The following is a 24,889-nucleotide window of genomic DNA, read 5'->3' as shown; positions in this document are numbered from 1 at the left end:
TGGGATTGCTTATTCGAAGCGGATGAGTGTCACCTGGAGATGACGCACCTGCCTGACGGCCTCGCGCCATTGCACCAGGATCGGGCTTTGGTAGGTGCCCTGCACCACGCGGCCGCGGCCGGGTTGCTCACTGTCGGAAACCAGCAAACTGATGCTGCGTTTCATGCGCAGAAAACGTTCTGCCGGCACGCGAATGAAGGCCGACAGAATGCGTTCGACCACCGACTCGCTGACGCGGAAGGCATCCATCAGCTCGTTAAAGAGGTGCACAAAGTCGTATTTGGCGTAGTTGATGGTTTTGCAGGGAATGGCCCTGGGATCGAGCAGCATGTGCTTGCCCTGGCGCGCCATGAACTTGAGCGGATCGCGCAGCACCTCGGCGAGATCGTGGCGCATGAGCAGGGTTTCATACTCGTTCACGGTCAGGCCGGCGTTGCGCTCGCTGCTGCCCAGCGCGATGTCGATGCGGCCCTTCTGGATGTCATGGTCCTCCACCCAGGAGTTGAGCTGGTCGATCAGACCCAGGCGGCTGTCCTTGAGGTTGATGGAATCGATCGGGTGTTTGGAAACGGGGACCGCAAAGCTTTCGCGCCGCACGACCTGCTCGTCGTTGTAGGCCAGCGCGCGTGTCTGCCGTGTGCGGGCGATGTTGTCATGAATGCCGTCGAGATCGATGAAATATACCGGCTGGCCCGGCCGGTTGACATAGGTGACACAGTTCTTCAGGCCGGAGCCGATGTAGGCGAGATGGGAATCCCCGTTCCTGGGCTCGCATTGCCGTTGCTCCTCGCTCAGCTCGGCACGCAACTGCAACTGGTCGTGATGGTAGTCGGCATTGGGCGGGAACAGCTTTTGAAACGCCCGCATGAAGGGATCGACGTGTTCCCGGCTGTGCTGGAGGCGGGCGCTGAAGCTTTGCTCGAAAAAGCCGGCGGTGGTATGATGGGAGCAGTACAGCGTCTTGCGATACTGGGAAAGAAGGTCGCCAAATTCGGCAAGGATTCTCTTCGCGACATCGATCACATCATAGCGTGCCTGCGGAGTCAGGACGAGGGTCACTTCCTTCGGCTGAGAAGGCATTGCAGCTCTCCGAATCACGGTTCAACGTTCACAGAGGAAATGGGAGCTTCTCGAGGTTGTTGAAAAGGGGGGGCTTTCAACAGCTCAAAAGCGGCGCAATGTATGATATCGACTCAGAAATGTCAAGTTGATCTTCCGTCGGTGCGGCGGTCCTGTGCGCCTGCCGGTTTTTAGCAAAGCAACGCGGGAGTTTCCCATGCCCTATTGGCTGGTCAAGACCGAACCGGAGACCTTCTCCTGGGATGATTTGAAATCCGCCCCGCGCCGAACCACCTGCTGGGAGGGCGTGCGCAATTATCAGGCGCGCAACCATCTGCGCGCGATGAAAAAGGGCGACCTTGTTTTGTTCTATCACAGCGCCGTGAAGCCCCAGATCATTACCGGCATTGTGACGGTGGTGCGGGAGGCTTATCCGGACCATTTTGCCTGGGATCGCACCAGCCCCTACTTTGACCCCAAAAGCACGCCGGAACACCCGGTGTGGGTGATGGTGGATTTGCGCTGGTGCGCGGATTTCAAGACGCCGGTGTCACTCGAGCAAATCAAGCGCACTCCGGGTCTGCAGGAGATGGAGCTGGTGCGCAAAAGCCGGTTGTCGGTGCAAAGCGTCAAAGCGGCGGAGTGGAAAATCGTGCTGCGGCTGGGCGGCCTGTCCCCGGAAAATTTCACTTGCTAGTCTTCGATTTCTTGGTTAGAGTTAGTGGCCGATGCACACAACACCGCCCGGCTGCCACTTTGGGAGCCGGCTTTGCTTTTGCGACGTGGCCGGCTGCAAAGCCCGGCAGCGGGATGCTTGCCTCATCGGCGAACCGATCAGGATTTGGCATTTTTCATCATCACCCCGACCTTCAGCGAGAAGGCAATGCGCATTCGTTTTTGGATTGAGATTTTCGGTTTCTGGCTGGTCGCCGGCTCTTTGGCGTTTGGCCGGCCGGACAGCACCGCGGCCGGCATTCCACCGGCCTACTTGAACGCTCTGCGCAATGAGATCGCGTGCTTTTGCGGTTGCGGCATGACGGTGCAAGGCTGTCTGGGCGGCATGATCTGCAGCGAATCCCGCGAGCTGAGCGAGCGCGTCATTGCACTGGTATCCGCCGGCAAGACGCGCGAGCAGGTGTTGCAGGCCATGGTGGAGCAATACGGCGAGCGCATCCTGTCCGCGCCCACCAAGCAGGGTTTCAACCTGGCGGTGTGGGTACTGCCGTTCCTCGCGCTGCTCGGCGGCGTGGCGTTGATCTTCCGGATGGTGTCGCGCTGGCAGCGCGGTTCCGCGGCGACGACGCCGGCAGCCGGCAGCCCGGCAGCCGGCAGCAACGATGAATATGGCGACCGCTTCGAGCAGGAATTTCGCCAGTTTCAAAATTAATCACGACGGAGCTTTCATGGTTGAAGTTGTCGGCATCCTGTTGATTGTGGCAACCGCACTGTTCATCGGCTATCCACTGCTGCAAAAATCCCCGCGGCAACTCAGCTTCGGCGTCAATCATCAGGCGGAAGATTTGCAGGCGCGCAAGGAGGAAATCTACGCGGCCATCCGCGACATCGATTTTGACTTTCGCATGGGCAAGCTGTCGGCGGAAGATCATGCCCTGCTGCGCGAGCAGTACAGGAATGAAGCCATCAACATCATGAAGCAACTGGACACGCTGCTGCCGGCCGCCGGCAGGGGCGGCCGCCGCAGCAAGCCTGCCGGCAGTGCGTCCGCCACCCGCTTCTGTTCCCAATGCGGTGAGCCGGCGCAGGCAGCAGACAAGTTTTGCAGCGCCTGCGGAGCGAGTCTGGCATGAGCCTGAGTGTTTCCGGCTCGGCGCCGCCGCCCGCTCTCGCAATTACCAACCTGACCAAAAGCTACGGCTCCTTTCATGCGCTGCGCGGCATCTCTTTGCAAGTGGCTGCCGGCGAGTGTGTGAGCATCTTCGGGCCCAACGGCGCCGGCAAGAGCACTTTGTTGCGCATTCTCGCTGAGATCACCCGCCCGACGAGCGGCGAGATCTTCATTCACGGCCAGCCGCTGCGCGACCGGCCGCTTTCCGCCCGCCGGCAACTCGGTGTCATCGGCCACCAGACGTTTCTCTACGACGATCTCACTGCCGCGGAAAATCTGCAGTTCTTCGCCCGCCTCTATGATGTGCCGGCACGCCACGACCGCGTCCGGGCCGTGCTCGCCGAGGTGGGACTGGACAAGCGCGCACACGACCGCGTCCGCGCCTTCTCGCGCGGCATGCAGCAGCGCCTTGCCATTGCCCGCGCCATGGTGCACGACCCCGGCATCCTGTTTCTCGACGAACCCTACACCGGCCTCGATCAACATGCCGCCGGCATGCTGACACAGTGGCTGCAAAAACTGCGCAGCGCGCGCCGCACCATTCTGCTGGTGACGCACGACCTGCAGCAGGGTCTGGCAATGGCTGACCGTGCCGTGATCTTTCTGCGCGGCCGCCTGGTGTGGGAGGGCGCCACCGCCGGAGTGGAGCCGCAGGCTTTTCAAAAGCTCTATTTCGATCTGGTGGCAAAAGGAGAGCAATGAACGCGCTGGCCAAGCTCTGGGCGGTGGTGTGGAAGGATCTGCTCTCGGAGTTCCGCACCAAAGAACTGCTCTCCTCGATGCTGATGTTCGCGCTCATTGTGGTGGTGATCTTCAGCTTCACCTTTGAAACCGGCAGCACCGCCACCCGCGAGGCCGGCCCCGGCCTGCTGTGGGTGGCCTTCACCTTCGCAAGCGTGCTCGGCCTGCACCGCTCGATGGTTCACGAAGTGGAGCGCGGCTCGCTGCACGGCCTGCTGATCGCCCCGCTCGACCGCGGCCTGCTGTTTCTGGCCAAGGCCATCGGCAACGTCATCTTCATTTTCCTGATCGAAATTCCAACCTTCGTGTTGTTCGGGATTTTTTTCAACGTCGATCTCACCGTCGGGCTGGACAAAACCGTGGTGGTGTTCCTGCTCGGCACCATCGGTTTTGCCGCGGTGGGCACGCTCTTCAGCGCGATGTCGGTCAACACCCGCACCCGCGAGATCATGCTGCCGATTCTGCTGTTCCCCATCCAGGTGCCGGTCATCCTGGCTGCGGTGCAGGCCACGGCCGGTGCGCTCACCGGCCGCACCTGGGCGGAGCTGGCCGACTGGCTGAAGATTCTGATCGCCTTCGATGCGGTGTTTCTCATCGTCTGCTTTGTAACTTTCGAATACGTGCTGGAAGAATAGGCGCGCCGGCGGCGGCGCCAGTCTGGATCTTTGTTTGCAAGAGGTGAATTCTCATGCCTGCTGTGGAAAAACTGCAACGGTGGAGCAACCTCTTCGGCCTGATCACGGCCGTGCTCATGCTGGTGAACCTCTACAACATCTTCATCTTTGTTTCCACGGAGGCCAGCATGGGGATCGTGCAGCGCATCTTTTATTTTCACGCGCCCGCGGCGATTGTCGCGCTCGCGGTGGCCTTCCCGGTGACTTTTGTCTGCAGCGTGCTCTATTTGTGGAAGCATCGCTCCTGGCATGATCGCGTGGCGTTTTGCGCCGCGGAAATCGGCGTGCTGTTCACCACCATCGTGCTGACCACCGGCCCGATCTGGGCCCGGCCGGTGTGGAACACCTGGTGGTCATGGGACCCGCGCCTGACCACGACGTTGATCCTGTGGTTCATCTACGTCGGCTACATGATGCTGCGCGTCTACACCGGCGAGGAGCAGCGTGGCGCCCGCTTCGCCGCCGTGTTCGCCATCGTCGGCTTCGTGGATGTCCCCATCGTCTATCTCGCCAACCGGCTGTGGCGCACCCTGCACCCGCAGCCGGTCATTTTCGGCGGCTCCAATTCCGGGCTGGAGCCGGACATGCGCTACACCTTTCTCTTCAGTATCGTGGTGTTCACCTGCCTGTTCGTTTTTCTGCTGCTGCAGCGCCTGCGCCTGGAGCGCACCCAGCTCCTGGTCAAAGAGATCAAACAAGAAAAAGCTTTCGCCGCTTCCTGAAGGCGGCAGGCTGCCTGCCATCGCGGAGCAGCGCTTGTGCTGACAGGTTTAATTCAACGCAAGGGATGCAACCATATGACATTCGCCATGACAATTGTGTGGGGGGCAACCACCCTGCTGCTGCAAACGCCGGCATCCAATCCGGCCAGAAATCTCAACTTTCTGTTCGCCGGCTTTGTCGTGGTGTGGCTGTTGATTTTGGGTTATCTCTTTTCCATCAGCCGGCGACAGAAACGGTTGGAGCAGGAAATTGCCACGCTGCGGCAAATGCACGAGGAAAAATGAAGAACAGCGCCGGGGGAATGCCGCAAACCGGTGGGAAGCCTAGCGGCATGAGCGGCGGGGCGGCAATATGGGAAGAAATTCCTGTACCAGATGGGCAGCAAGGCGAAAGCGCGCGGCTTTCGCCTTTGCATTTGCAGTCAGGCCTTGTTCAGCAGACGGCGGCGGCGCAACAGCCGCACCAGCTTGATCACGCCGTAGTTGAGACTGGCGTGCAGCAGGCCGATGATCGCGCCGAGAAAGGCCCATTGCAGGGCGGCCTGCAGAAAAGAGGAGGGCGTGTTGGGATCCACAAAATCGCTGAAGATTTTCCAGCAGCACACCAGCAGGCTCCACCAGCCGATGTAGGGCCAAATGTAGCGATCATAGGGCTTCAGATGGCGGTGGCGCACCACCGCTTCCACGGGTGCCGCTTCTTCAACCGGGAGACTGCCCGGTCGCTCGCGCCGCATCAGCGCCTGGCAGGATTCCACGCCCAGGGCCGCGGATTTGCTGGTGGGGTCGAGCTGCTGGATGGCCTGGTAGGCCTGCAATGCAGCGGCATAGTTTTTCTCATCGAGGTGGCGCCGTGCCTGTACGAACAGCTCCTTGAGTCTCTGTTCGCGCTGATGGCGCGCGCTTTCCGCCTGCACAATTTGCAGACCACGCTGCGCGCGGCGATTGCCCGGCTCCACTCGCAAAATCTCGCCGAACAACTCCTGCGCTTTCTCGAGCTGATCCAGGCGCGCCGCCTCCTGGGCTTGCAGCAGCAGAGCGCGCACGTATTCCGCCCCCTCGCCCTCCTGCACCACCGGCACGGTGTGCATCTGCGGGGGCTGGCCTGCCAACAGCGGGAAATTTTCCCGGCTGCCCAACCGGATGGGATTCTGCACCGCCCCCAACTGCTCGGCACAGCGCGGCACCGCCACCGCCAGAAATTGATAAAGCGCCTCCCAGCTCAAACGGCCGGCAATTTCGCCGCTGGCGTCACTCTGCAGTTGCCGCAGCAGGATGTAGGACAGCAAGCCGTGCTGCAGTTCCGGGTCTTCCAGGCAGGTTTGATGCGGCATGGCGGCGGCAAGCACGTAGCGCTGCCGGCCCTGGGAGAGCGCGGCGAGAAAAGAATCGTCATACGACACCGGCACGCCACTGGTGGCGAGCGCGCGGCCGTCACCATCAACATTGAAGCCGCAGTCAAGCACGATGATGATGCGCGCCGCGGTCACGAGCTGCAGCCAGTCCGCCAGCCTGTCCAGCGGGATCACCGAGCCTTCCAAATCGCTCAACAGGGTATCGTGGCCGAGCAGGGCGTGCTGAACGGGCTGCGTGGCGAGCGTGGCGCCGCGTCCGGCAAAGAAGAGCCAGACGTCGTCATTCTCGCTGACATTGGCACCCAGCCAGTAAACCAACTGCGAGCGAATGTCCCCGGCCGTGGCCTGCTCATCAACCAGCAGATGCACATTTTCCTTCCGGAACAGACCCCAGCGCGGATCAATCAGCAGATCGCGCAGAGCAGTGGCATCGTTGCGGGCAAACTGCAACGGCGGAATTCCCGGGTCACGATAATGGTTGATGCCGATGAGCACGGCGTATCTCTCACCAGAGCCGGCGGAAAACTGAGGTGGCTTGTCCATAGAGACCCTGGCAGTGGATGGCGGTCATGCGAGGAGGCGCGAAGCCGGTCGATCATCCTGCAGACGACCAGGCTGCGCGACAGAACTTTGGCAATGCCTCGGTTGCGTGTGGGCTCGCAGCACAGAATCTTGTCTGCAGGCAGGGATGCCTGCGCTGCTCCACACGGTACCGGGGGATTACGAACTTTATTTTACGGAACTCGGATGTTGCCGCGTTTTCAGCGGCATGACAAGGCATATTCCATGCGCTGCTGCTGCACACCTCTTCCCCGGCGTTGACCTGGTCGCCCAATCGCAGACCGGCCGCGCCCGGGGGAGGGATTCCGGCATGTTGACAGGCCGGGGGCGCTTCCTCCAACCAAAGAAAACGCTGCACGCCTGCCTTCACGGAAGCGATGAAGACCTTGCCGTCCGGACAGGCAATGCGGCTGCACCCTGCCCCATGCGGTTGTCGAAAGCTGCCTTGCGTTTGTCCAGACACTAACGACAACGGCTTGATTTTGCGGAAATTTTTGTCAGGAAGGATGAACGGTGGCAGGGCGGCGAGCCCGGCTTGTCAGAGTCTCCAGGCATCGCCCCCCATTCTGTCCCCTTGGCAAAGCGACAAAATCTCCAAAACACCGGGAAGCGGGACGCAAGGGGGACCGGCTGGTGGTTTGGGGGTTCAAAATCTTTGCGACCTTTGCACCCTGGCGGCTTCGCCTCAAAAGACCATGGCCCCAAACGTCGGGAGGGAGAGAGACCATGCGGTTTTCGCGAGGGCTTTTGGGGCTCGGCAATCTTCATGGAGGCGATATGCTTTGCGATGGCTCAGCCCCCGTAGAGATCGAACGCCGTGTAGTCGCGAAAATCCCAAAACGGCTGGGCGCCCTCGCTCCGGGTGCTCTCGATGGCTTTCAGCAGGGCATCCTTGAGAGCCTCTCTGAGATTCACGTTGTCCTCGCGTTCGAGGATTTCGATAACAATCACCCGACGTTCGTCGCGTGTTGCCCGGGGGTCGAGAGTGGGGCGCGGATGTCGAAACTGGCCCAGGCTTAAGGTGTACAGCGGCGGCAGGTTTTGGAATTCCTCGCGGAAGATGATTTGCAGCCGTTCGGCGCGGCTTCTGGCACGGGACTCTTCATCTCCTCTTTCGCCCTCGGAGGAGGCAGTGCCAACGCAAATGATGCCATGCCTGGCGCCGCTGATGTTCAGTTCCCTCACATGCACTCTGGGATCAACCGGCGGCGCAAAGGCTTCCACCAGATCAGAGCGTTCAAAGACCCAGCGGTATTCCTGCGTGAGCGTGTTGATTTTCAACCGAATCCGCCGGCCTTCCCTGTCCCTGCCCTCCTCCTTCCTGCTTTTCCACGCGCTGTCACATTCGTTTTTGGACACCCAGCCGTTCGCGCGCGCAATCTCGGTCCACCCCGATTCCTGTATTTGCTTCAACTGAGACTGGGCTTCCTGCAGTTGCGCTTCCAACTGGCGGATCCTTTCCCGGGCTTGCACCAGCTCGTCTGATGGAGCGGGAGGCTCCGCACTGGTCATGCTCCCCGGAAAGGGATTTTCATTTTTCCATCTGATGAATTGCTCGGCAGTCGGATTGGTGCGCATGAAGCTGGACAATTCCTCCAAATAGACGGCCTGTTCCAGAGTGTAGCCGTCGCGACGGATTGCCAGACAGCGCAGATAGCTGAAGATGCGGGAATCCATCACCGCCTTGCTTGCCAGGGAAATGACTTCGGGATTGGTTTTGATATTGATGTCGCCGGTGACGATTTGGCCGAACTTCGATTGTGCGAACTCGGCGTCGATGCCGGCGGCGGTGAACACCGAGGGGGGTGGTTCCTTGCAACCATATTGATCTGTTTCGCCGGGGTGCTGCGTTGCTTTGGGATTGCAACTGTTCAACACCCACAGGCAAAACGCGACACCCGCAAGCCATGCGCTCTTCTTCAGCATGTCACCTTCCTCCCAACGATTCTTGTTCGTCTCAAAAGCCGCACACCATGACCGGCGCGTCTGGCAGCAGCAGAAATTGCCACAAGAAGAATAAAAAGCCGGTGGGTGGGCGCAAGCCGCGAACGGCCCACCTCCCCTGCCGGAATGGATCGCGTTGTTCGAACGGGGAATGATGAAATTGTCCTGCGGGCATCGGGGGATGCCGGCATGCCCGGGGTCCTTGATCAGCCGGCATGCCTGGGCATTGCACGCAGCAGCCCTGGAGTTGAGTACTGATAGTTTGGAAAAACAGCCTCATTTTGTCAAGAGGGATTTTGACAAAATTTTTCGGCCCTTCAGGCTCCGCAGTCACCGCCGCCCACCGTTAGTATTGTCTTTGGAAGCATGCCAGGGCAGGGCAGCAGTCGTCCAACCGCGCATGTCGATTCCGGTTCAGGCGCGGCAAGGGTCTGGGGCATCGCAAGGCGGCGATCCAGGGCCGACTCTCCTTCAAACATACCGGGGACCGACGATGAGAACCGATTTCCTTGCGACTGTGGGACTGTGTGCGGCATTGTGGGTGAATACAGCGGCGGCCTCCCCTTCCGATCCCCCATCAGGCAAAACAGAACCGGCCCACGTGGCGGCCTTGCGGCGTGAGCTGGGGTTGTCGGATTATTTGCAGCTCGAATGGCTCACCAGCAGCAACGGCATGGACACGCTGCGGGTGGTGGACAATTTCAACCGCAGTGAAGTGGGGCCGGATTGGGCCTGTGATCCGCAATACTGGCAGATCGTCGACGGCGAGTTGTGGCTCACACCGGCAGCCATCTACGAATGGCGCTATCTCGCAGTGTTCAAGCCGGTATTCAACCAGCCCGGCCGCACCATCACCTCCGTCTCTTACCGCTGGGGTAAAAACGCCGATGCCCTGGGCATCCGCGAAGGCGCACACGCGCTCATGCTCGATGATGCCTCCGCCTCCGCCAGCGGTTACTGGCTGTGGCATCGCAACAACTGGAACCAGGTCTGGTTGTGGATCATCAAGAACGGCACGTGGGAATACTATCCCCGCGAGGGCAAATCCGTGGACCAGGAGCCGGCGCATGCCAACCCGGTGGCCGGTGACGTGGTCACCGCCTATATCCGTCAGGAACCGGAAGCGGTGTACTTCGATTACTACGTCAACAACGATTGGGATGCCACGGTGGAGGACAGCACCAGGGAATTCCCCAAGGACAACTACTGGTATGCCGGCGTTTTCATTCACGGCGAGCAGTTGAACAACCAGGTTGACGATTTCACCATCACCTGGGTACAGAGTGACGCGATTCCGCCCGCAGACGTGAAGGATTTGCGCGCGATCGACAGCACGGAAAACGCAGTGACGCTGCAATGGACCGCCACCGGCGACAACGAAAACGCCGGCCGTGCCAACAGCCTGGAGATTCGTTATGCCACCTGGCCGATTACCGCCTACAATTTCAGCACCGCCACGCTGGTGCCCAATCCCCCTGCGCCGCTGGCCGCCGGCATGACGCAAACCTTCACCGTCACCGGTTTGCAGCCGCAGACGACCTACTATTTCGCCCTGCGGGTGTTCGATGAGGCCAGCAATGGCAGCGGCATGTCCAATGTGGTGGAAGCGACGACCACGCGCAGCGCCGTGGCGCAGCAGTTGAGCCTGGTCAGCGGTTGCAGCCAAAGTGGCGAAGTGGGTCTGGCGCTGGCGCAGCCGCTGGTGGCAATGGTGCGGGATCAATATGGCAAGCCCTTCAAGGGCCATCCCGTGCAATTCGTCGTGACAAACGGTGCCGGCACCTTCAACGGCGCCACTCAGGACACCATCGCCACCGACAGCAGCGGCCAGGCGGCAGCCACCCTCACGCTCGGCACGTTGCCGGGAGTCGTACAGGTCGAGATTCGCGCGCCGGGGCTCACTGGTTCGCCGATTGCCTGCACGGCCACCGCGCGTGCCGGCAAACCGGCGCGGCTGACGCAGGCAAGCGCAGACAGCCAGTTGCTCTCGGTCCATTCTCCGGCGGCACCGCTGCGCGTGCAAGTCCGTGATCGCTTCGACAATCTGCTCGCGCACCAGCCCGTCATTTTTCAGGTGGTGAGCGGCGCCGGTCATTTTGTGCAAGGACAGCAGCGTCTGCACAAAAAAACCGTGTTCACTGACAGCCTGGGGCTGGCAAGCGCAACCGTGCTGACGGAGGAGGTTTATGGGGACACGCTGCGCATCACGGCGCGGCCGGACAGCGCGGTGAGCGACAGCGTGAAGGTGAGATTCACTCTGTTCACCGCCAAACCGGAGACGATGGCCGTCGTCAGTGGCGACCGGCAAAGCGCAGCGAGTGCAACCGTGTTGCCGCAGCCTTTGGTCGTCAGGGTTTGGGATGCCCTGGGCGCGCCGCTGCGGAATTATCCGGTGCTGTTCCAGGTCGTGGAGGGGAATGGTTCGCTGACAGGCTGGCAGCCGCGCCGGCGGGTCGCGACCGACAGCGCGGGATATGCCGCAGTGAAGTGGACGCTGGGCAGCGTGGCCGGCCGGCAGCGCGTCACGGCTTCGGCGGAATTCCGCGGCCAGCCGCTGGCCTCCGCGCCATTGAGTTTCGTGGCAACAGCCATTGCCGGCGCGGTGAGTCCCTTGCGCTCGAAAATCACGCTGGTCAACGGAACAGTTGTGCCGGCAGACAGCCAAACTGCCGCGCTCCTTCGAATCATGCTGCGGGATGACTTCGACAATCCCGTGGCGGGCAAACTGGTGGTGATCAGCGCCACGGGCGGGAACAATTACATCGTGCAACCGCAGAAGCCCACGGACAGCCTGGGGGTGGCGTTCGCAGAATTGCGCTCGACCAGCGCCCAGCGCAAGATCGTGAAGGCACGGGTGGTTTCAGATGATCTCATCCTGTCTGACAGCCTGGTGGTGCGTTTCATCGCATTGCCGGCCAGTCACATCGCGATTACCGGGGGCAACAACCAAACCGGCCGGGTGAATCAAGTGCTGGCACAGCCCGTGGCCGTACGCGTGAGCGACAGATTCGGCAATGCGGTGCAGGCCAGCCGGGTGAAATTTGCGGTGGTTGCGGGCGGCGGCGCGGTGGTGGAAAACAGCCCCGTGTCCAGCGACAGCAACGGCGTGGCGCAAGCCCACTGGCGCCTGGGTCCGCTGCCGGGCACCAACCGTCTGGCCGCGAGTTTGGATTCGCTGCCAAGCGTGAGTGTCGAGTTCATCGCGCAGGGTGTGGATTCAACCACCGGTGTGGCAGAGAACCCTCAGGTGGTGCCGCAACAATTCACTCTGTATCAAAACTCGCCGAATCCCTGCAATCCCGCCACCGTGATGCAGTTCGCCCTGCCGCAGGCGGCGCAGGTGGTGCTGCGGATTTATGATTTGGCCGGCCGGCAAGTCCGCGTGTTACTGGCGGAAAACCTGCCCGCGGGGCTGCATCGCGCGCACTGGAATGGCCGCGACGACACCGGTCAACTTCTGCCTTCCGGCGTTTATTTCTACGTGCTGCGCGCCCGGCTGCAAGACTCCGGCGAAGAAATGAGCGCCACCCGCAAGCTGGCACTTATTCGGTAGTGCCTCGGCGCATTCTTTTGCATGTCGATTTCGATTTTTGCGTGTGCCGGGTCAGCCGGCTTTCAGATGCCGGCCCTTTTTTACCGCCGGCCCGGAAATTTTTCCGGATCATCCGAAATTCTACAGGCCACTCCCAAAGGGGTTTAAAGACACGCAGGATTCCCATGTCTACAAACAGTTCACTCCTCACGGAGTTTTGTGAACACGCCCTTTCTTCCGGACAACAGCAAGCCAGCATGAAAATTTAGACAGTATGAAACCCGCCCGGTTGCCAAAGACGGCACGCTTTTTCTTCCCATGAAAATGTCCTCTCTCGAACTGTTTTTCGGCTCGATTTGCCGGAGGCTGATTTACGCACTGTCGCGCTGATTTTGAGCAGTGGCAAACGGGACAAATCAGCGTCGCCAAAATCTCTGCAGCCAAGATGATGTTTTCAGGGTAATTTGCCTTGTGGCTTTGCACGCCCCTCACAATGAAAATGCAGCGCAGACCTCATCTTGTCTGCAGGCAGCCTGCGCTACGGCATTTGCGGAGGGAGGCTTTTGGTTAGAAGGAAATTCGGAGAGCGAGCACCGCTGTATCGGCGGCAAATTGCAGGCGCGTGTCAACCGCCCCGCTTTTCTCCGGCGGGATGGCGCGCACGATCAAGGCATCGAGGCTGGAGGCCGCCCAGACCACGGCCAGACCGAGTGCCAGATTGTTGCGCAGCAAATGATAGCGATTGAAGGTGCGATAGCGGGCCTTCACTTCCGCCGCGTTGGCCTGCAGGTAACGTTCCTCCGCGCGCTCCCGCAGAAAGTGGGCGGTGAGTGTGGCGCCGGCGAGCGCGGCGGTGGAAAACAGAAAAACCTGGCCGCGGATCTTTTGCCCTTTGAAGCGCTGTCCCCAACCCGGCAGCACCAGGGAGCGCCAGGCGGCATCCACGCGTTGATCGGGAATCATGAGATAGCGTGTTTCGACCTGCACCGACGTGGCGGCGGGCGGCATCTGACTGCGAATTTGTTCGAAGCGCTGCTGCAACACCGGTGAGAAAAAGATCGGATCGAGCTGCAGCGTGCGCGACAATTGCAGGGCCGAGCGGAAATGGGCATCAACCGCGGCCGATTCCCTGCGCTGGTGGGCGAGCAGGCCGCGCAGCGCATGAATCTCCGCGAGCTCCACCGGCGTGAAATCCTGAAAATGGGCAATGGCGCTGTCCGCCAGCGCGGTGGCGAGTTGGAACTCGCCGCGCTGCAACGCCCGCTTGATCTCGGCGCTGCGTTCGATATTGCTGCTTTGCGGCCACACGCTGGTGCACCAGCACAGGGTAAACACCAGCAGAAGCCACGGAGATTGTTGAACCCAACGGGGCACGGATTTTCCTGGTTCTGAAAAAAATCTCACTCGGACGGTGCCGGGGTCTCGAGTCATGAATTGCACGGTTATGCCACCGCTTTTGCTGCTTCGGGCAAACCGTCGCGGGAACAGCATACCGGAACCTCGTCAGCGAGAAGTGACGGAGCCGAATACACTGCAGTCCGCCAGGAGGCGAACAGCAGCAGCGCCAGCCAGGCGGCCAGCAGCAACAGCAACCCCTGCCGGGCGAAAACGCGCTGCCGGTCGGCAGCACGACGAAGCGAACGATAGTACACGCCCCAGCCTGCCAGCAGCAGCAGCAATTCCAGCGCATGCGCCGCGCCCGGTGCGAGGCTCTGCAACCCGAGCCCCAGCTTGATGAGCGGGCCGAAATTCGCCAGGGGCAAATCCGCGTGATGCACCAGCCAGTCCAGCGGCCAGTGCGAGAGCACACCCAGGCTGAGGGGAACGGCCCAATGCCGCTGCTCACGCGCGCCAATGAACAGCAGGAACACCACCAGCGAGTAAAATACCGTCCAAAAGAGCGAATGGGAATAGGGCGCGTAATCGAATTGCAAATATGGCAGGCCGGTGGCCGTGATCCAACGGCCGCGCTCTTCTCCCAGCCAGGCGAGAATCAACCAGATCCAATCCGGCAGTTGCACCGCGAGCAGCAGCAACAGCGAGGGCACGCGCGGGGCGCGGGCCTTGATCACCAGCGCAACGGCAAAATGGCCGGCAACCATCACGCCTCCTCGCGGCCGGCGGACCTTCCCTCCAGCCAGCACCAGCCCAGACTGACAAGCAGCAGCAGAGTTGCATGGAAAATTAAAAACTCTTTCACCGACATTTTCCTCCCGCCGTCACTTTGGCTTCAACGCTTTTGTTTGAGTGCCACCAGCCGCTGTTGCGAGGCCTGCACCCATTCCGGCCGAATGGGAAATTTCTCGATCACCTGCCGGTAGAGGCGGCGCGCCCGGTCATATTCCTGCAGCCGTTCACAGGCCTGCGCGGCGGCCAGCATGCCTTGCGCCGCCCATTCCGGATATCTGCCATAAAGCACTGGCAGCAACAGAAATTCCGCCACGGCCTGCCGGTCATGCTGCTGCTGGACGAAACTCTTCCCGATTTCGAATTGTGCCTCGGCCGCGATCCCGGAGTCTGCCACGGCGCGCACAGCGCGCAAATATGCGCGCGCCTGCTCCGGCTTGTCTTCCGCCAGCGCCAGCCTGCCCAGGCCCAGCAACGCCAGGGCCTGCACATTTGCGGCGCGGCGGGATTGCTGCATGGCGGTAAAGCGGGCACGGGCCTGATCAAATCGCTGCAGCGCGATTTCCATCAGGCCGCCGCGATATTCAGCGTGCACTGCCAGGGGATGCAGCGGATGCATGACGCGCAATTGTTCACAGGCCAGCAACGCGCGCTCGAAATCACCGGCCTTTTCCAGCAGACTGGCGGCACGAAACAGCGCCTCGGCGCTGTAAAACGAGGCGGGATGTCGCTGCGCCTGCTCGAAGTAGGCGGTGATGGCCTGATCGAATTCACCGTCTTGTTCGAAACAGGAGCCGGTTTTGAACCAGGCTTGTTGCGCGGCCGGGGTGGCGGGATGGTCCCGCGTCAGGCGCTGCAGGGTCGCCACTGCACAGTCGTTGCGGCGCAACCGCGCACACAACTCCGCCTTTTGCAGCAAAAGCTCCGCAACCATCGCAGGGTCGTTGCAGCGGTCGAGATATTTATCCACCACCGCGACCGCCTCGTCACGGCGGCCCTGCTGCGCCAAAGCCCAAGCCATGCCGGTGACCGCCTCCTCCCACCGCTCGCTGTGGGGGTGTGTATCGAGCAGCGTTTGATAGGCGGCGCGCGCCTGTTCATATTGCTGCAAGCGCAAATAGCATTCGCCCAGCGCAAACTGCGCCTCCGCGGCATGCTCACTGTCCCCGAAGTGGATCAGGACTGCGCTGAAAGCGCCGAGCGCCTGCTGATAGTCCTGCAAATGAAACCAGGCGCGGCCGGTCATGAGCTGTGCGGCGGCGGCGCGCCGGGACTGGGGATGCAGCCGCACGACATCTTGAAAACTCTCGATCGCCAGCCGGAGCTGTTCGCGCCTGTACTGGCACATGCCGATTTGATAATGTGCCTCCGCCTCCTGGCTGGGCAGCGGCTGCAGATTGAGCACGGTGCGGTATTGCTGAATCGCCAGGTCGAACAGCCGTTGTGCCGCGTAAGCCTCACCCGCATGCAACAGCGCCGCAATGCGGTCCGCCGGATCGGTACCGAGCTCGGCCGCGCGCGTGAAAAAAATGGCAGCCGCGGGCAATTGCTTGCGCTCCAGAGCCAACCATCCCCGGGCATAGCTGGCCCGGCCGGCGTGTGGGGACTGCGGCCACTGTTGCAGCAATTCTTCGAAATGCTGGTCGGCCTGCTGCGACCAACCCGCCTGGTAGCTCGCCTCTGCCAGCCAGAATTTGGCCTCGACCGCCAGCGCGGCCGCGGGATTGCTCGCCAGCACTTGTTGAAAACCGGCAGCCGCCTGCTCATATTTCCCCTGCTTGAATTGCGCCTGCGCCATTTGATAACGGGCGTGCGCTGCCTGCGGATCCCCGGGATGCAATTGCAGGGCGGCGGCATAAGCCTGCTCGGCCACCGCATATTCTCCCATACCCAGGCGGCATTCCGCCAGCATGAAAGCAGCAGCCGCAGCATTGGCGCTTTGCGGAAACCGGTCGCGGAGCGCCTGAAAATGCCGGGCCGCGGACTCATAGTGTGCCGCGCGAAATTCCAGCAGGCCAAGCTCATAAATTGCTGCTGCGGACGCGGCGCCGGCGGCATCATGCTGCAGCACCTGCAAAAAACGCGCGCGTGCCTGTGCCGTGTCACCAGCCGCAACCGCAATGCGGCCGCGTTCCAGCAGTGCGGCGGTGTACAAGCGATGTTGCGGGAACTCGCGCAGCAACCGCTCGCAAGCCTGCGCTGCAGCCTCATCCTCCTGACGGGCAAGATGCGCCAGCCCCAAACCATGCAGCGCCTCGGCGGCCAACCCCCCGTGCGGAAATTTCTCCAACTGGCGCGTATAAGCGGCCACCGCTGCGCCATAATCTTGTTGCTGCAAATGGGCTTCGCCCAGCAAGAACATGGCCCGCTCGCCCAGCGGATGCCCGGGGTATTGCGCCAGCGCGCGGGTGAGCGTGCCCACCGCCACTTGCCACTTCCCCAGCAGAAACGCCGCAAAGCCGCTGTGGTACCACGCGGCCGGCGCGAGCGGGCTGTCGGGATGCAAATCCTTCACCTGGCGATATGCGGCCAGCGCGCGCTCATACTGTTTGAGCTGCAGGCAGGACTCCGCGAGCAGGAAGCGCGCCGCCGCAGCCTCCGGGCTGCCAGGATGCTGCTGCACGAAGGTTTCGAACTGCGCCGCCGCAGCCTGATATTCCCCGCTCTCATGAAGCCGTTGTGCCGCAAGAAATTCCTGATATTCGGGAGTGCTGCGCAAAGGTATTGTCACGGAGGTTTGGGAAAAAACAGCAGGAGCAGCAATCAACCACAGCAGACGGATGAAACGGGGCAACAGCCTGGCGATAGCCATGATCATTCCACAATACAGAGTCCCGGAGGTTACCATTTGAAAAAAAAGGTGCAAGCTGATCGGTGTGGGCAAACCTGCAGTGGCGGGGACGGAAAGCATTTGATCCGCACACCGCCGGGCATGCGCCTTGGAATCTGGAATCTGGATCCCCATGAACCTCCCGTGAAAATCACGCCAAACCATTTCGTGGGGAAAAAACATGACCCGGCAGGCATTTTCGTGCAAGGCCGGCGCCCGGCGTCCTGCCCTTTGGTACCCACACAAGTCAACATCCAATCTAAAAAAAGATAGTGAATATGAGACCATATTGCCAAGACTAATTTTCGCGCGCAGCACCATGTCATGCCTCAGTTACTTCCTGAATTTTGCACCGCGGTTGATCTCCTCCGCGAGAAACGCCGCTTTCATCGCGATGCCCAGCCACCCAAGGGGTGCTGCAAAAATTTGCAGGCAAACACGCTGTCAACTCCGGCCGGGGTGCACTTCACACACGCCACTTCCTCCGGACAATGGCAAGCCCGCATGCAAAATTCAGGCAGCACAGCCGCGATGCAACCCGCGGTGTCAGGATCAAACACAAACCCTCCGCCCACGAAAGCAGAAATCCCACGGAAAAGCCATTTCGTGGGAGAAAAGCCGTAACACCTTCGGCAAACGGGCGAATTTCGCAGTCCGGGCCGCGCCACATTCGAAAAAAGTCTGGCTTGACTTCGAACGGGATAACAGGCGGAGCTTGGTGAGCACGCCGTTTATTCCAGGGAACAGCAAACCCGCATGCAAAATTCAGGTTATAGCTGCGCCTCACAGGTAACTGCGGCATTACGGCACGCTCCACTTTGCGATTGCCCTTGTGGCCGGAAATACCTTATTTGATCCGCAACCGGGAGGTGACCGCAAGTCCCGCCTGCAGCAAAAGAAGAGAGGAGATTTGGCATGCCTGAGAGAGTTGCTCTGATCACCGGCGGCAGCCGCGGCATCGGCCGCGCGCTGGGTTTGGCGCTCGCGGAGGCCGGATGGGACATTGCGCTGTGCCACCGCAAAAGTCCGGTCGAGGCCGAGAGCGCCGCCGCCGCGATTGCCGCCTTGGGCCGCCGCGTCATCAGCCGGCAGTGCGATGTTTCCGATCCCGAAGCGGCGGCGGCATGCGTGCGTGAGGTCGAAGAAAGCTGGGGCCGCATCGATGCCCTGCTCAATTGTGCCGGCGCGTTCCATCGTGTACCGCTGCTGCAGGAGACCCCCGCCGGCTGGCAGGAGATGTTCGCTCACAATCTGCATCCGGTGTTCTATCTCAGCCGCCTGGTGGCACCCGGCATGCAGCGCCGGCGCTGGGGCCGGATTGTCAACTTCAGCATCGTGCATGCCGACCAACTGGCGAGCCAGCCCAATTTGACCGCGCACTACATCGCCAAGGTCGGCGTGCTCATCCTCACCCGCACGTTTGCCACACTGCTTGCGCCGGACGGCATTACAGTGAATGCCATCTCGCCGGCTTTCATCGATTCCGGCACGGCGCTGCCCGCCGGGTTGCAGAACACAATTCAGAAAATTCCCGCGGGCCATGCCGGTACGGTGGCGGATGCCGTGGCGGTGGTGAAATTTCTGCTCTCTCCCGAAGCCGGCTACGTAACCGGCACCAACATTCACCTGAGTGGCGGCTGGGGAATTTAGGGGCGCAGCGTCAGCGCGCGGCAGCCCGCGGGAGGCTGATCCGGCCCGGCAGGTTTGTGACACGGCCCAGGACATTGGCCTTCTGCACATCACCCGCGCCTTTCTCCGGCGCCATGATCTCTTGTCCGGCAGAGACAACTCCTCCAGCCGGAGGTCGCGTGCCGAATTTCGAGCAGCGGACAATTTCCGGAACTTTGATGGCGGCGGGGTGGGGTAGCAACAGGCTGCGCATTTCGTGGGGTCATCGCAGAACCGCTTTACGCCTGCTGCGAGGGATGAACCGGCCCGGGCATTTGGCAGAGAATTGCCTTTTCAATTGTGGAGTTTATTTCGTATTATTGCCGCTTGCGTTTCCCGGTGCGTCCATTCATTCATTTTTGAAAATGAGCAGCCGGCCCCGGCCGGCTCCCAACCCCTTGCAAGGAGTCTGCAGTAAATTTATGACAAAAGACGGTATTCGCAACATTGCCCTCATCGCCCACGTCGATCACGGCAAAACCACCCTGGTCGACGGCATGCTGAAGCAAAGCGGCACCTTCCGCGACCATCAACTCACCGGTGAGCGCATCATGGACAGCCTGGCGCTGGAGCGCGAGCGCGGCATCACCATCCTGGCCAAGAACACCGCCATTTGGTTTCAGGACGTCAAGATCAACATCGTCGACACCCCGGGTCACGCCGATTTCGGCGGCGAAGTGGAGCGTGCGCTCAGCATGGTGGATGGCGCGCTGCTGCTGGTCGATGCCAGTGAGGGCCCGCTGCCCCAAACGCGCTTTGTGCTGAAAAAGGCGCTGGCGGCGCAACTGCCGGTGATCGTGGTGATCAACAAAATCGATCGCAGCGATGCGCGCATTCAGGAGGTCACCAACGCGATTTACGACCTCTTCATCGATCTCGATGCCAGCGAGGTCCAGCTCGAATTTCCCATCCTCTACACCAATGCCAAACAGGCGGTGGCCCACCGCCGGCTGGACGACGGTTCGACGAACCTGCGGCCGCTGTTCGAAACCATCCTGCAGGCCATTCCCGGGCCGCACGCCGATGACACCGCCGTGCCGCAGTTTCTCGTCACCCATCTCGATTACGATGATTATGTCGGCCAGTTGGCCATTGGCCGTTTGCGCCACGGGGTGCTGGAGATGGGCAGGACGTACTGCCTGTGCGCGGCGGATGACGAACGCCGGCCCGTCAAATTCACCGCGCTCTATTCCTTCAAAGGTCTGCAACGGGTGCCGACGGACCGCGTCACTGCCGGCGACATCGTGGTGGTGGCGGGGGTGGAAAATGTGCGCATCGGTGACACCATCACCGCGCTCGAAAATCCCCGGCCGTTGCCGCGCCTGAATGTCGACGAGCCAACGGTGGCGATGATTTTTTCGGTGAACACCAGCCCGTTCGCGGGCCGGGAGGGCCGCTATCTCACCTCGCGCCATCTGCGCGAACGTCTGGAAAAGGAGGCGCGGCACAATGTGGCCCTGCGCCTGCGGCCGACCGGGCGCGCCGAGGCCTTCGAAGTTTGCGGCCGCGGCGAATTGCAGCTCGCCATCCTGATTGAGACCATGCGGCGCGAGGGTTACGAGTTTATGGCCTCCAGGCCGCGCGTGCTCACCCGCATGGAAAACGGCCAGCTCCTCGAACCCATGGAGCATCTCTTCATCGACATCCCGGAGGAGTTCATCGGCGTGGTGACCGAGAAACTGTCCCGGCGCAAAGGCCGCATGCTCAACCTGGTCAACCACGGCAGCGGCCGGGTGCATCTGGAGTTTCGCCTGCCCTCCCGCGGGCTGATCGGCTACCGCAACGAGTTTCTCACCGACACCAGGGGCACGGGCATCTGCAACACCCTGTTCGACGGCTATGCGCCATGGCACGGCGCCATTCCGCAACGCACCACCGGCGCACTGATTGCCGATCGTGCCGGCCGCGTCACGGCTTATGCTCTGCTCAGCCTGGCGGATCGCGGCGAATTTTTCGTCAATGTGGGCACCGCGGTGTATGGCGGCATGGTGGTGGGCGAGCGCAATCGCAGCGGGGATCTGGAGGTGAACATCACCCGCGAAAAGAAGCTCACCAATATGCGCAGCTCCACGGCGGAGAGCACGGAGACGCTGCGCCCCCCGCGATTATTGACGCTCGATCAGGCCATCGAGTTCATCGGCGCGGACGAGCTGGTGGAAGTCACCCCGGAAAACATCCGTCTGCGCAAGCTGGAGCTGGATGGAGACAAACGCGCGGCGCAGCGCAAACGCCTGGCAGGCGCCGCGGAGGAACCCCTGGTGGCGTGAACCATGATGCGCGCAGTGAAATTCGCCTGGCAGGTGTTGCAGGAGGCCGGCCGGCGCTTTGACCGGGATTACGGCACCTTTCTGGCCTCCGGCCTCGCCTTCGATCTCATGCTGTGCATACTGCCTTTTCTGCTGGTTCTGCTCTCGCTCTCCGGCTACGTGCTGGAGTCATCTGAGCAAATGCACCAGGACATTCTTGCCTTTCTCGAACGCGCCCTGCCGGTCACGCTCTCCGAGCTGCAGCACAGTTTGCAGCACTTCATCAAGGATCGCAAGATCATCGGCGCGGTGGGATTGATTTCGCTGCTACTGGCGGCCTCGCGCGTCTTCGGCGGCATTCGCACCGTCATCGAAATCTCCTTTCGCCGGAAGCTGCCATTCAATTATGTCACCGGCAAACTGTTCGACATCGGCATGGTGGTGCTCACCGGCGCGCTGCTGTTTCTCTCGCTGGGATTCTCCTATGTCATCACCGACCTGCAAAACTGGCTGACGAGCTGGCTGAGCGGGCGGGGCTATGATTTCAGCCGGCTGAACAATTTGATCGCGCTGGCGCTGGCCTTTGCCGCCTCCACGGGGATGTTCTTCCTGGTTTATCGCCTGCCGCTTGAGCGCCATGTTCCCACCCGCATCGTCATGACGCTGGCGCTGCTGGTGGCCGCGCTGTGGGAACTCGCCAAGTGGCTCTTTGGCCTTTATCTCGCCAACCTGGGCCGCTTCGACGTGCTGTATGGCTCCTTCGGCGTGCTGGTGATTTTGGTGCTGTGGATTTACTATTCCGCCATCATCTTTGTGGCCGGCGCGGAGTTGGGCAGCGCCTGGCATGATTTGCGCCAGCCGGCCGTCGCAAAAGCGGCCCCGGCGCGTCGGCCCGACACCCTGCGCGACGAAACCGGCCGCGCCACGCGGCGGGCGTAAACGACCGCGCGCTTGCTTTTGTGGAGAAAAGCCGTTATTTGTGCCCATGACGTGTCTCCGGTTTACGGCCGCGCCACCAGGCCTCGTTTCTCCGGCAGTTGAGATGAATCGAACGGGAACGCCTCCCCCTCATGGTTATGTATCGCTGGCTTGTCCTGCGCCTGTTTTGGAGCATACTCCTGCTCCCCCTGATCGCCTTTGTCACGCTCTGGATTTTGCACGAGTTGCTCTTCCGTGGCAGCTATTTTCCCGACACCATTATCATCGTCATCCTCGCGCTGGCCCTCTTCCCCGTGGTGAGTGCGGTGCTCACACGCATCGCTCGCCGGCGCTTTGCCTTTTTGGAGGAACGCGGCAGGGAGTTGCTGCTTGCCGGCCAGGAAGATCATATGGCCGAAATGTTGCCGCTGTTGCGGCGTTTGTTCGACAGCGGCCTGCTCTCGCCGCGTGAGCAGGAAAAATGCGGGCAGGCGCTGCGGCGCAGCTACTTCCCCTTCTATGCCAGCCATCTCGAGGACCCGCATGCACGCACGCAACTGCTGGCGGCGCTGCGGGAAGGCGTGCGCGTCGAGGAAGCCTACTACGCCCTCAAGTCTTATGTGCTGAATCAACCCCGGCTGACCATGGGCACCGCCGCGATCGCCGAGGAGCTGCTCGATCACAATCCCGGCGATCAGGCGCTCGCCAACTTTTTCGTGCGGCATTTTTTGGAGAACCGCAGCACGCATCATCGCGCGGAATATTTCTATGCCAGCCACCTGGCACACGACGGCAGCCTGAGCGACCGGATTCTTGCACTGTGCCTGGAAAAAATCCTGGGGCGGGAACGCCGTGACGATTTCGCGGCATGGTGTTATGTGCGTGCCTTTCAATCGAAATGGGGGGAGGATCCGCGTGTGCGTCGCGCCCTTTACCAGTTGCATGAGGCGTATCGGCTGATACCGCGTGACGATGCCCTGGCGCGCGTGGTCGCAGCCTGCGCTTCCCTGCTGTCGTCGGAGGAGATCGAACGCTGGCGGGCGGAAAGCCGGCCGGCCCCCGCCCCGCCCATGCGGCAACGACTGGAAACCCTCATGCTCGCCCTGCGGGAGGGCCGGCTGTATGCTGCCACGTGGTTGCGGAAATATCAACGCTGGGTGTGGGCCGTCACTGGAGGGGCCGTGCTGTTGCTCATTCTGCTTGCCTGGCCGGAGCCGCCCGCCAGCAAAGTTTCCCCGCCGGCACCCTCACCACCAGCCATTGACCAGCAACGTTATTTTTCATTTCAAGTTGGTGCGGTAAAAGAACGCCGCCGCGCGGAACGAATGCGGCAGGCGCTTGCAACCTCGGGGTTGGTAGTGTATATCGTGCCGCCACGCCATGTGGAAGGCTGGTATGCCATCCGCGTGGGCCGCTATCCTTCGCAAGAGCAGGCGCGCGCGGCAGCCGACAGCCTGAAAGCCGCGGGCATCGTGAGTGAATATTTCGTGACCAACTACGAAGCTCCTGCCACATCGCAGCAATAAATGGTGCTCGTCCGGCATCCCTGACTTTTCAACAACGGTTCGTGCAACGGCCGGGCCGTTGTCTCAAAATCCCCGGCATCTTCACGACCTCCGGCTTTAAGCCTTCCCGGCTCAACCGGGTGAGAGCGGCGTTTGCCGACAGACACCAACGAGTGCGCCTGCGACCTTCCGCACAAAATGGGGCGTGCTTGTCGAGCTCGAAAACAGCCCCGCTTGTTGCGGTCATCCCCCACCGATTTCGCCTGCCTGCCAGCAAACTTGATCCGCCCAAGTAATGGAACGGCCGGATAAAACCGTCGCACGCAGAGGCAAGCACCGGCGGCCTGCGCTTCCAACCCATCCTGACACGTGTCGTGTCGTTTGCCGGCGGGGCTCACTCGTCGCCCTGACGCAACATCAGCAGACGCACCAGGTGAATCACAGCCACCGCCGCGGCGGCGACATAGGTGAGAGCGGCAGCGGTCAACACCTTTTTCGCCATGCCGATTTCATCGCTGGCGAGATACCCACCGGACTGCAGTTGCGCGAGCGTGCGCCGGCTGGCGTCGAACTCCACCGGCAGCGTGACGAGCTGAAACAACACCGCGCCCGCAAACAGCACAATGCCAATATCGAGCCGCAGCGGCAGACGCATGAAAATGCCGAGCAGCGCCAGCGGCATGGCCAGCGATGACCCAATATTGGCCGCGGGAAACAAAGCGGTGCGGAAATGCAGGGGGCCGTAGGCCAGCTTGTGGTGAATCGCATGCCCGACTTCATGAGCCGCCACGCTCAGCGCCGCAATGGAATTGCCGTCAAAATTGTGTTCCGACAACCGCACTTCCCGGCGGGTGGGATCATAGTAATCCGACAGCCGGCCCTCTGCACGACCGATGCTCACCCCGCCAATGCCGTTGCGGTGAAGCAGAGAAGCGGCGACTTCCGCGCCGCTGCGGCCATAGCGTGAGCGCACCTCGCTTTATTTGTTGTAGGTGCTTTTCACCTTCCACTGCGCCCACAGGGCGAACAACATCGCCGGCACCAGCAGAACCAAATCCAGGGTGGAAAAGAAGAATGGCATGATTTGCCCCCGGAATTTTACAACCTTATTAAAGCAGTGTTGCAAAACTGAAGCGTGGCACGCGAAATGCGAGTTTCGCATCG

18 protein-coding genes and 1 pseudogene are annotated in these 24,889 nt (G+C 61.3%); 12 read left to right on the top strand and 7 right to left on the bottom strand.

Features of this window, described 5'->3' with window-relative positions:
• Positions 1-9: 9 nt before the first annotated feature.
• Positions 10-1,080 (bottom strand): hypothetical protein, encoded by a 1,071-nt coding sequence (locus ONB52_10010; protein MDZ7416470.1) that lies wholly within the window; start codon positions 1,078-1,080, stop codon positions 10-12.
• 196 nt (positions 1,081-1,276) lie between these two features.
• Between ONB52_10010 and ONB52_10005 the strand changes: the two genes are divergently transcribed.
• From ONB52_10005 to ONB52_09975, 7 genes are all read left to right on the top strand, one after another.
• Positions 1,277-1,756 (top strand): EVE domain-containing protein, encoded by a 480-nt coding sequence (locus tag ONB52_10005; protein MDZ7416469.1) that lies wholly within the window; start codon positions 1,277-1,279, stop codon positions 1,754-1,756.
• 117 nt (positions 1,757-1,873) lie between these two features.
• Positions 1,874-2,446, top strand: a complete 573-nt coding sequence (locus ONB52_10000) for a cytochrome c-type biogenesis protein CcmH (GenBank protein ID MDZ7416468.1) — start codon at positions 1,874-1,876, stop codon at positions 2,444-2,446.
• Between the two features lie 16 nt (positions 2,447-2,462).
• Positions 2,463-2,867: a zinc ribbon domain-containing protein gene (locus tag ONB52_09995; GenBank protein ID MDZ7416467.1), complete on the top strand. Its 405-nt coding sequence runs from the start codon at positions 2,463-2,465 to the stop codon at positions 2,865-2,867.
• On the top strand, positions 2,864-3,607 hold the full coding sequence (gene ccmA, locus ONB52_09990; GenBank protein MDZ7416466.1) for a heme ABC exporter ATP-binding protein CcmA: 744 nt from the start codon (positions 2,864-2,866) through the stop codon (positions 3,605-3,607). Before ONB52_09995 ends, ccmA begins: the two co-directional genes overlap by 4 nt.
• Positions 3,604-4,281: a heme exporter protein CcmB gene (locus ONB52_09985; protein MDZ7416465.1), complete on the top strand. Its 678-nt coding sequence runs from the start codon at positions 3,604-3,606 to the stop codon at positions 4,279-4,281. The genes ccmA and ONB52_09985 overlap by 4 nt, the downstream gene beginning before the upstream one ends.
• A gap of 53 nt (positions 4,282-4,334) precedes the next feature.
• Entirely contained in the window at positions 4,335-5,042 is a 708-nt protein-coding gene (gene ccsA / locus ONB52_09980) for a cytochrome c biogenesis protein CcsA (protein MDZ7416464.1), read from the top strand.
• A 75-nt stretch (positions 5,043-5,117) separates the two neighbouring features.
• A complete protein-coding gene (locus ONB52_09975; GenBank protein ID MDZ7416463.1) occupies positions 5,118-5,327 on the top strand; it encodes a CcmD family protein in 210 nt (69 codons plus the stop codon).
• A 137-nt stretch (positions 5,328-5,464) separates the two neighbouring features.
• On the opposite strand, the gene ONB52_09970 is transcribed toward ONB52_09975, so the two are convergent.
• Together ONB52_09970 and ONB52_09965 are read right to left on the bottom strand one after the other, a co-directional pair.
• Positions 5,465-6,937, bottom strand: coding sequence for a caspase family protein (locus ONB52_09970; GenBank protein MDZ7416462.1), 1,473 nt, complete (start codon positions 6,935-6,937; stop codon positions 5,465-5,467).
• An 810-nt stretch (positions 6,938-7,747) separates the two neighbouring features.
• Positions 7,748-8,881, bottom strand: coding sequence for a hypothetical protein (locus tag ONB52_09965; protein ID MDZ7416461.1), 1,134 nt, complete (start codon positions 8,879-8,881; stop codon positions 7,748-7,750).
• A 511-nt stretch (positions 8,882-9,392) separates the two neighbouring features.
• Between ONB52_09965 and ONB52_09960 the strand changes: the two genes are divergently transcribed.
• Positions 9,393-12,452, top strand: coding sequence for an Ig-like domain-containing protein (locus ONB52_09960; protein ID MDZ7416460.1), 3,060 nt, complete (start codon positions 9,393-9,395; stop codon positions 12,450-12,452).
• A 546-nt stretch (positions 12,453-12,998) separates the two neighbouring features.
• Here the strand turns inward: ONB52_09960 and ONB52_09955 are convergent.
• From ONB52_09955 to ONB52_09945, 3 genes are all read right to left on the bottom strand, one after another.
• Positions 12,999-13,805 (bottom strand): hypothetical protein, encoded by an 807-nt coding sequence (locus ONB52_09955; GenBank protein ID MDZ7416459.1) that lies wholly within the window; start codon positions 13,803-13,805, stop codon positions 12,999-13,001.
• A 68-nt stretch (positions 13,806-13,873) separates the two neighbouring features.
• A complete protein-coding gene (locus ONB52_09950) occupies positions 13,874-14,533 on the bottom strand; it encodes a hypothetical protein (GenBank protein MDZ7416458.1) in 660 nt (219 codons plus the stop codon).
• Between the two features lie 128 nt (positions 14,534-14,661).
• Positions 14,662-17,370: a tetratricopeptide repeat protein gene (locus ONB52_09945; GenBank protein ID MDZ7416457.1), complete on the bottom strand. Its 2,709-nt coding sequence runs from the start codon at positions 17,368-17,370 to the stop codon at positions 14,662-14,664.
• 933 nt (positions 17,371-18,303) lie between these two features.
• Here ONB52_09945 and ONB52_09940 point away from each other — a divergent pair.
• From ONB52_09940 to ONB52_09925, 4 genes are all read left to right on the top strand, one after another.
• Complete coding sequence (locus ONB52_09940; protein MDZ7416456.1) at positions 18,304-19,038, top strand: SDR family oxidoreductase; 735 nt, start codon at positions 18,304-18,306, stop codon at positions 19,036-19,038.
• A 440-nt stretch (positions 19,039-19,478) separates the two neighbouring features.
• On the top strand, positions 19,479-21,323 hold the full coding sequence (gene typA, locus ONB52_09935; protein MDZ7416455.1) for a translational GTPase TypA: 1,845 nt from the start codon (positions 19,479-19,481) through the stop codon (positions 21,321-21,323).
• Positions 21,324-21,326: 3 nt separating this feature from the next.
• A complete protein-coding gene (locus ONB52_09930; protein ID MDZ7416454.1) occupies positions 21,327-22,241 on the top strand; it encodes a YihY/virulence factor BrkB family protein in 915 nt (304 codons plus the stop codon).
• Positions 22,242-22,372: 131 nt separating this feature from the next.
• Positions 22,373-23,746 (top strand): SPOR domain-containing protein, encoded by a 1,374-nt coding sequence (locus ONB52_09925; protein MDZ7416453.1) that lies wholly within the window; start codon positions 22,373-22,375, stop codon positions 23,744-23,746.
• 373 nt (positions 23,747-24,119) lie between these two features.
• Here ONB52_09925 and ONB52_09920 read toward each other — a convergent pair.
• Positions 24,120-24,806 (bottom strand): annotated as a pseudogene (locus tag ONB52_09920) (zinc metallopeptidase).
• Positions 24,807-24,889 lie beyond the last annotated feature (83 nt).

Source organism: candidate division KSB1 bacterium (assembly GCA_034506255.1).
Classification (GTDB): Bacteria; Zhuqueibacterota; Zhuqueibacteria; order Zhuqueibacterales; family Zhuqueibacteraceae; genus Coneutiohabitans; species Coneutiohabitans thermophilus.
Note: the sequence above shows the minus strand (reverse complement) of the source record. Positions and strands in the feature narration are given on the sequence as shown.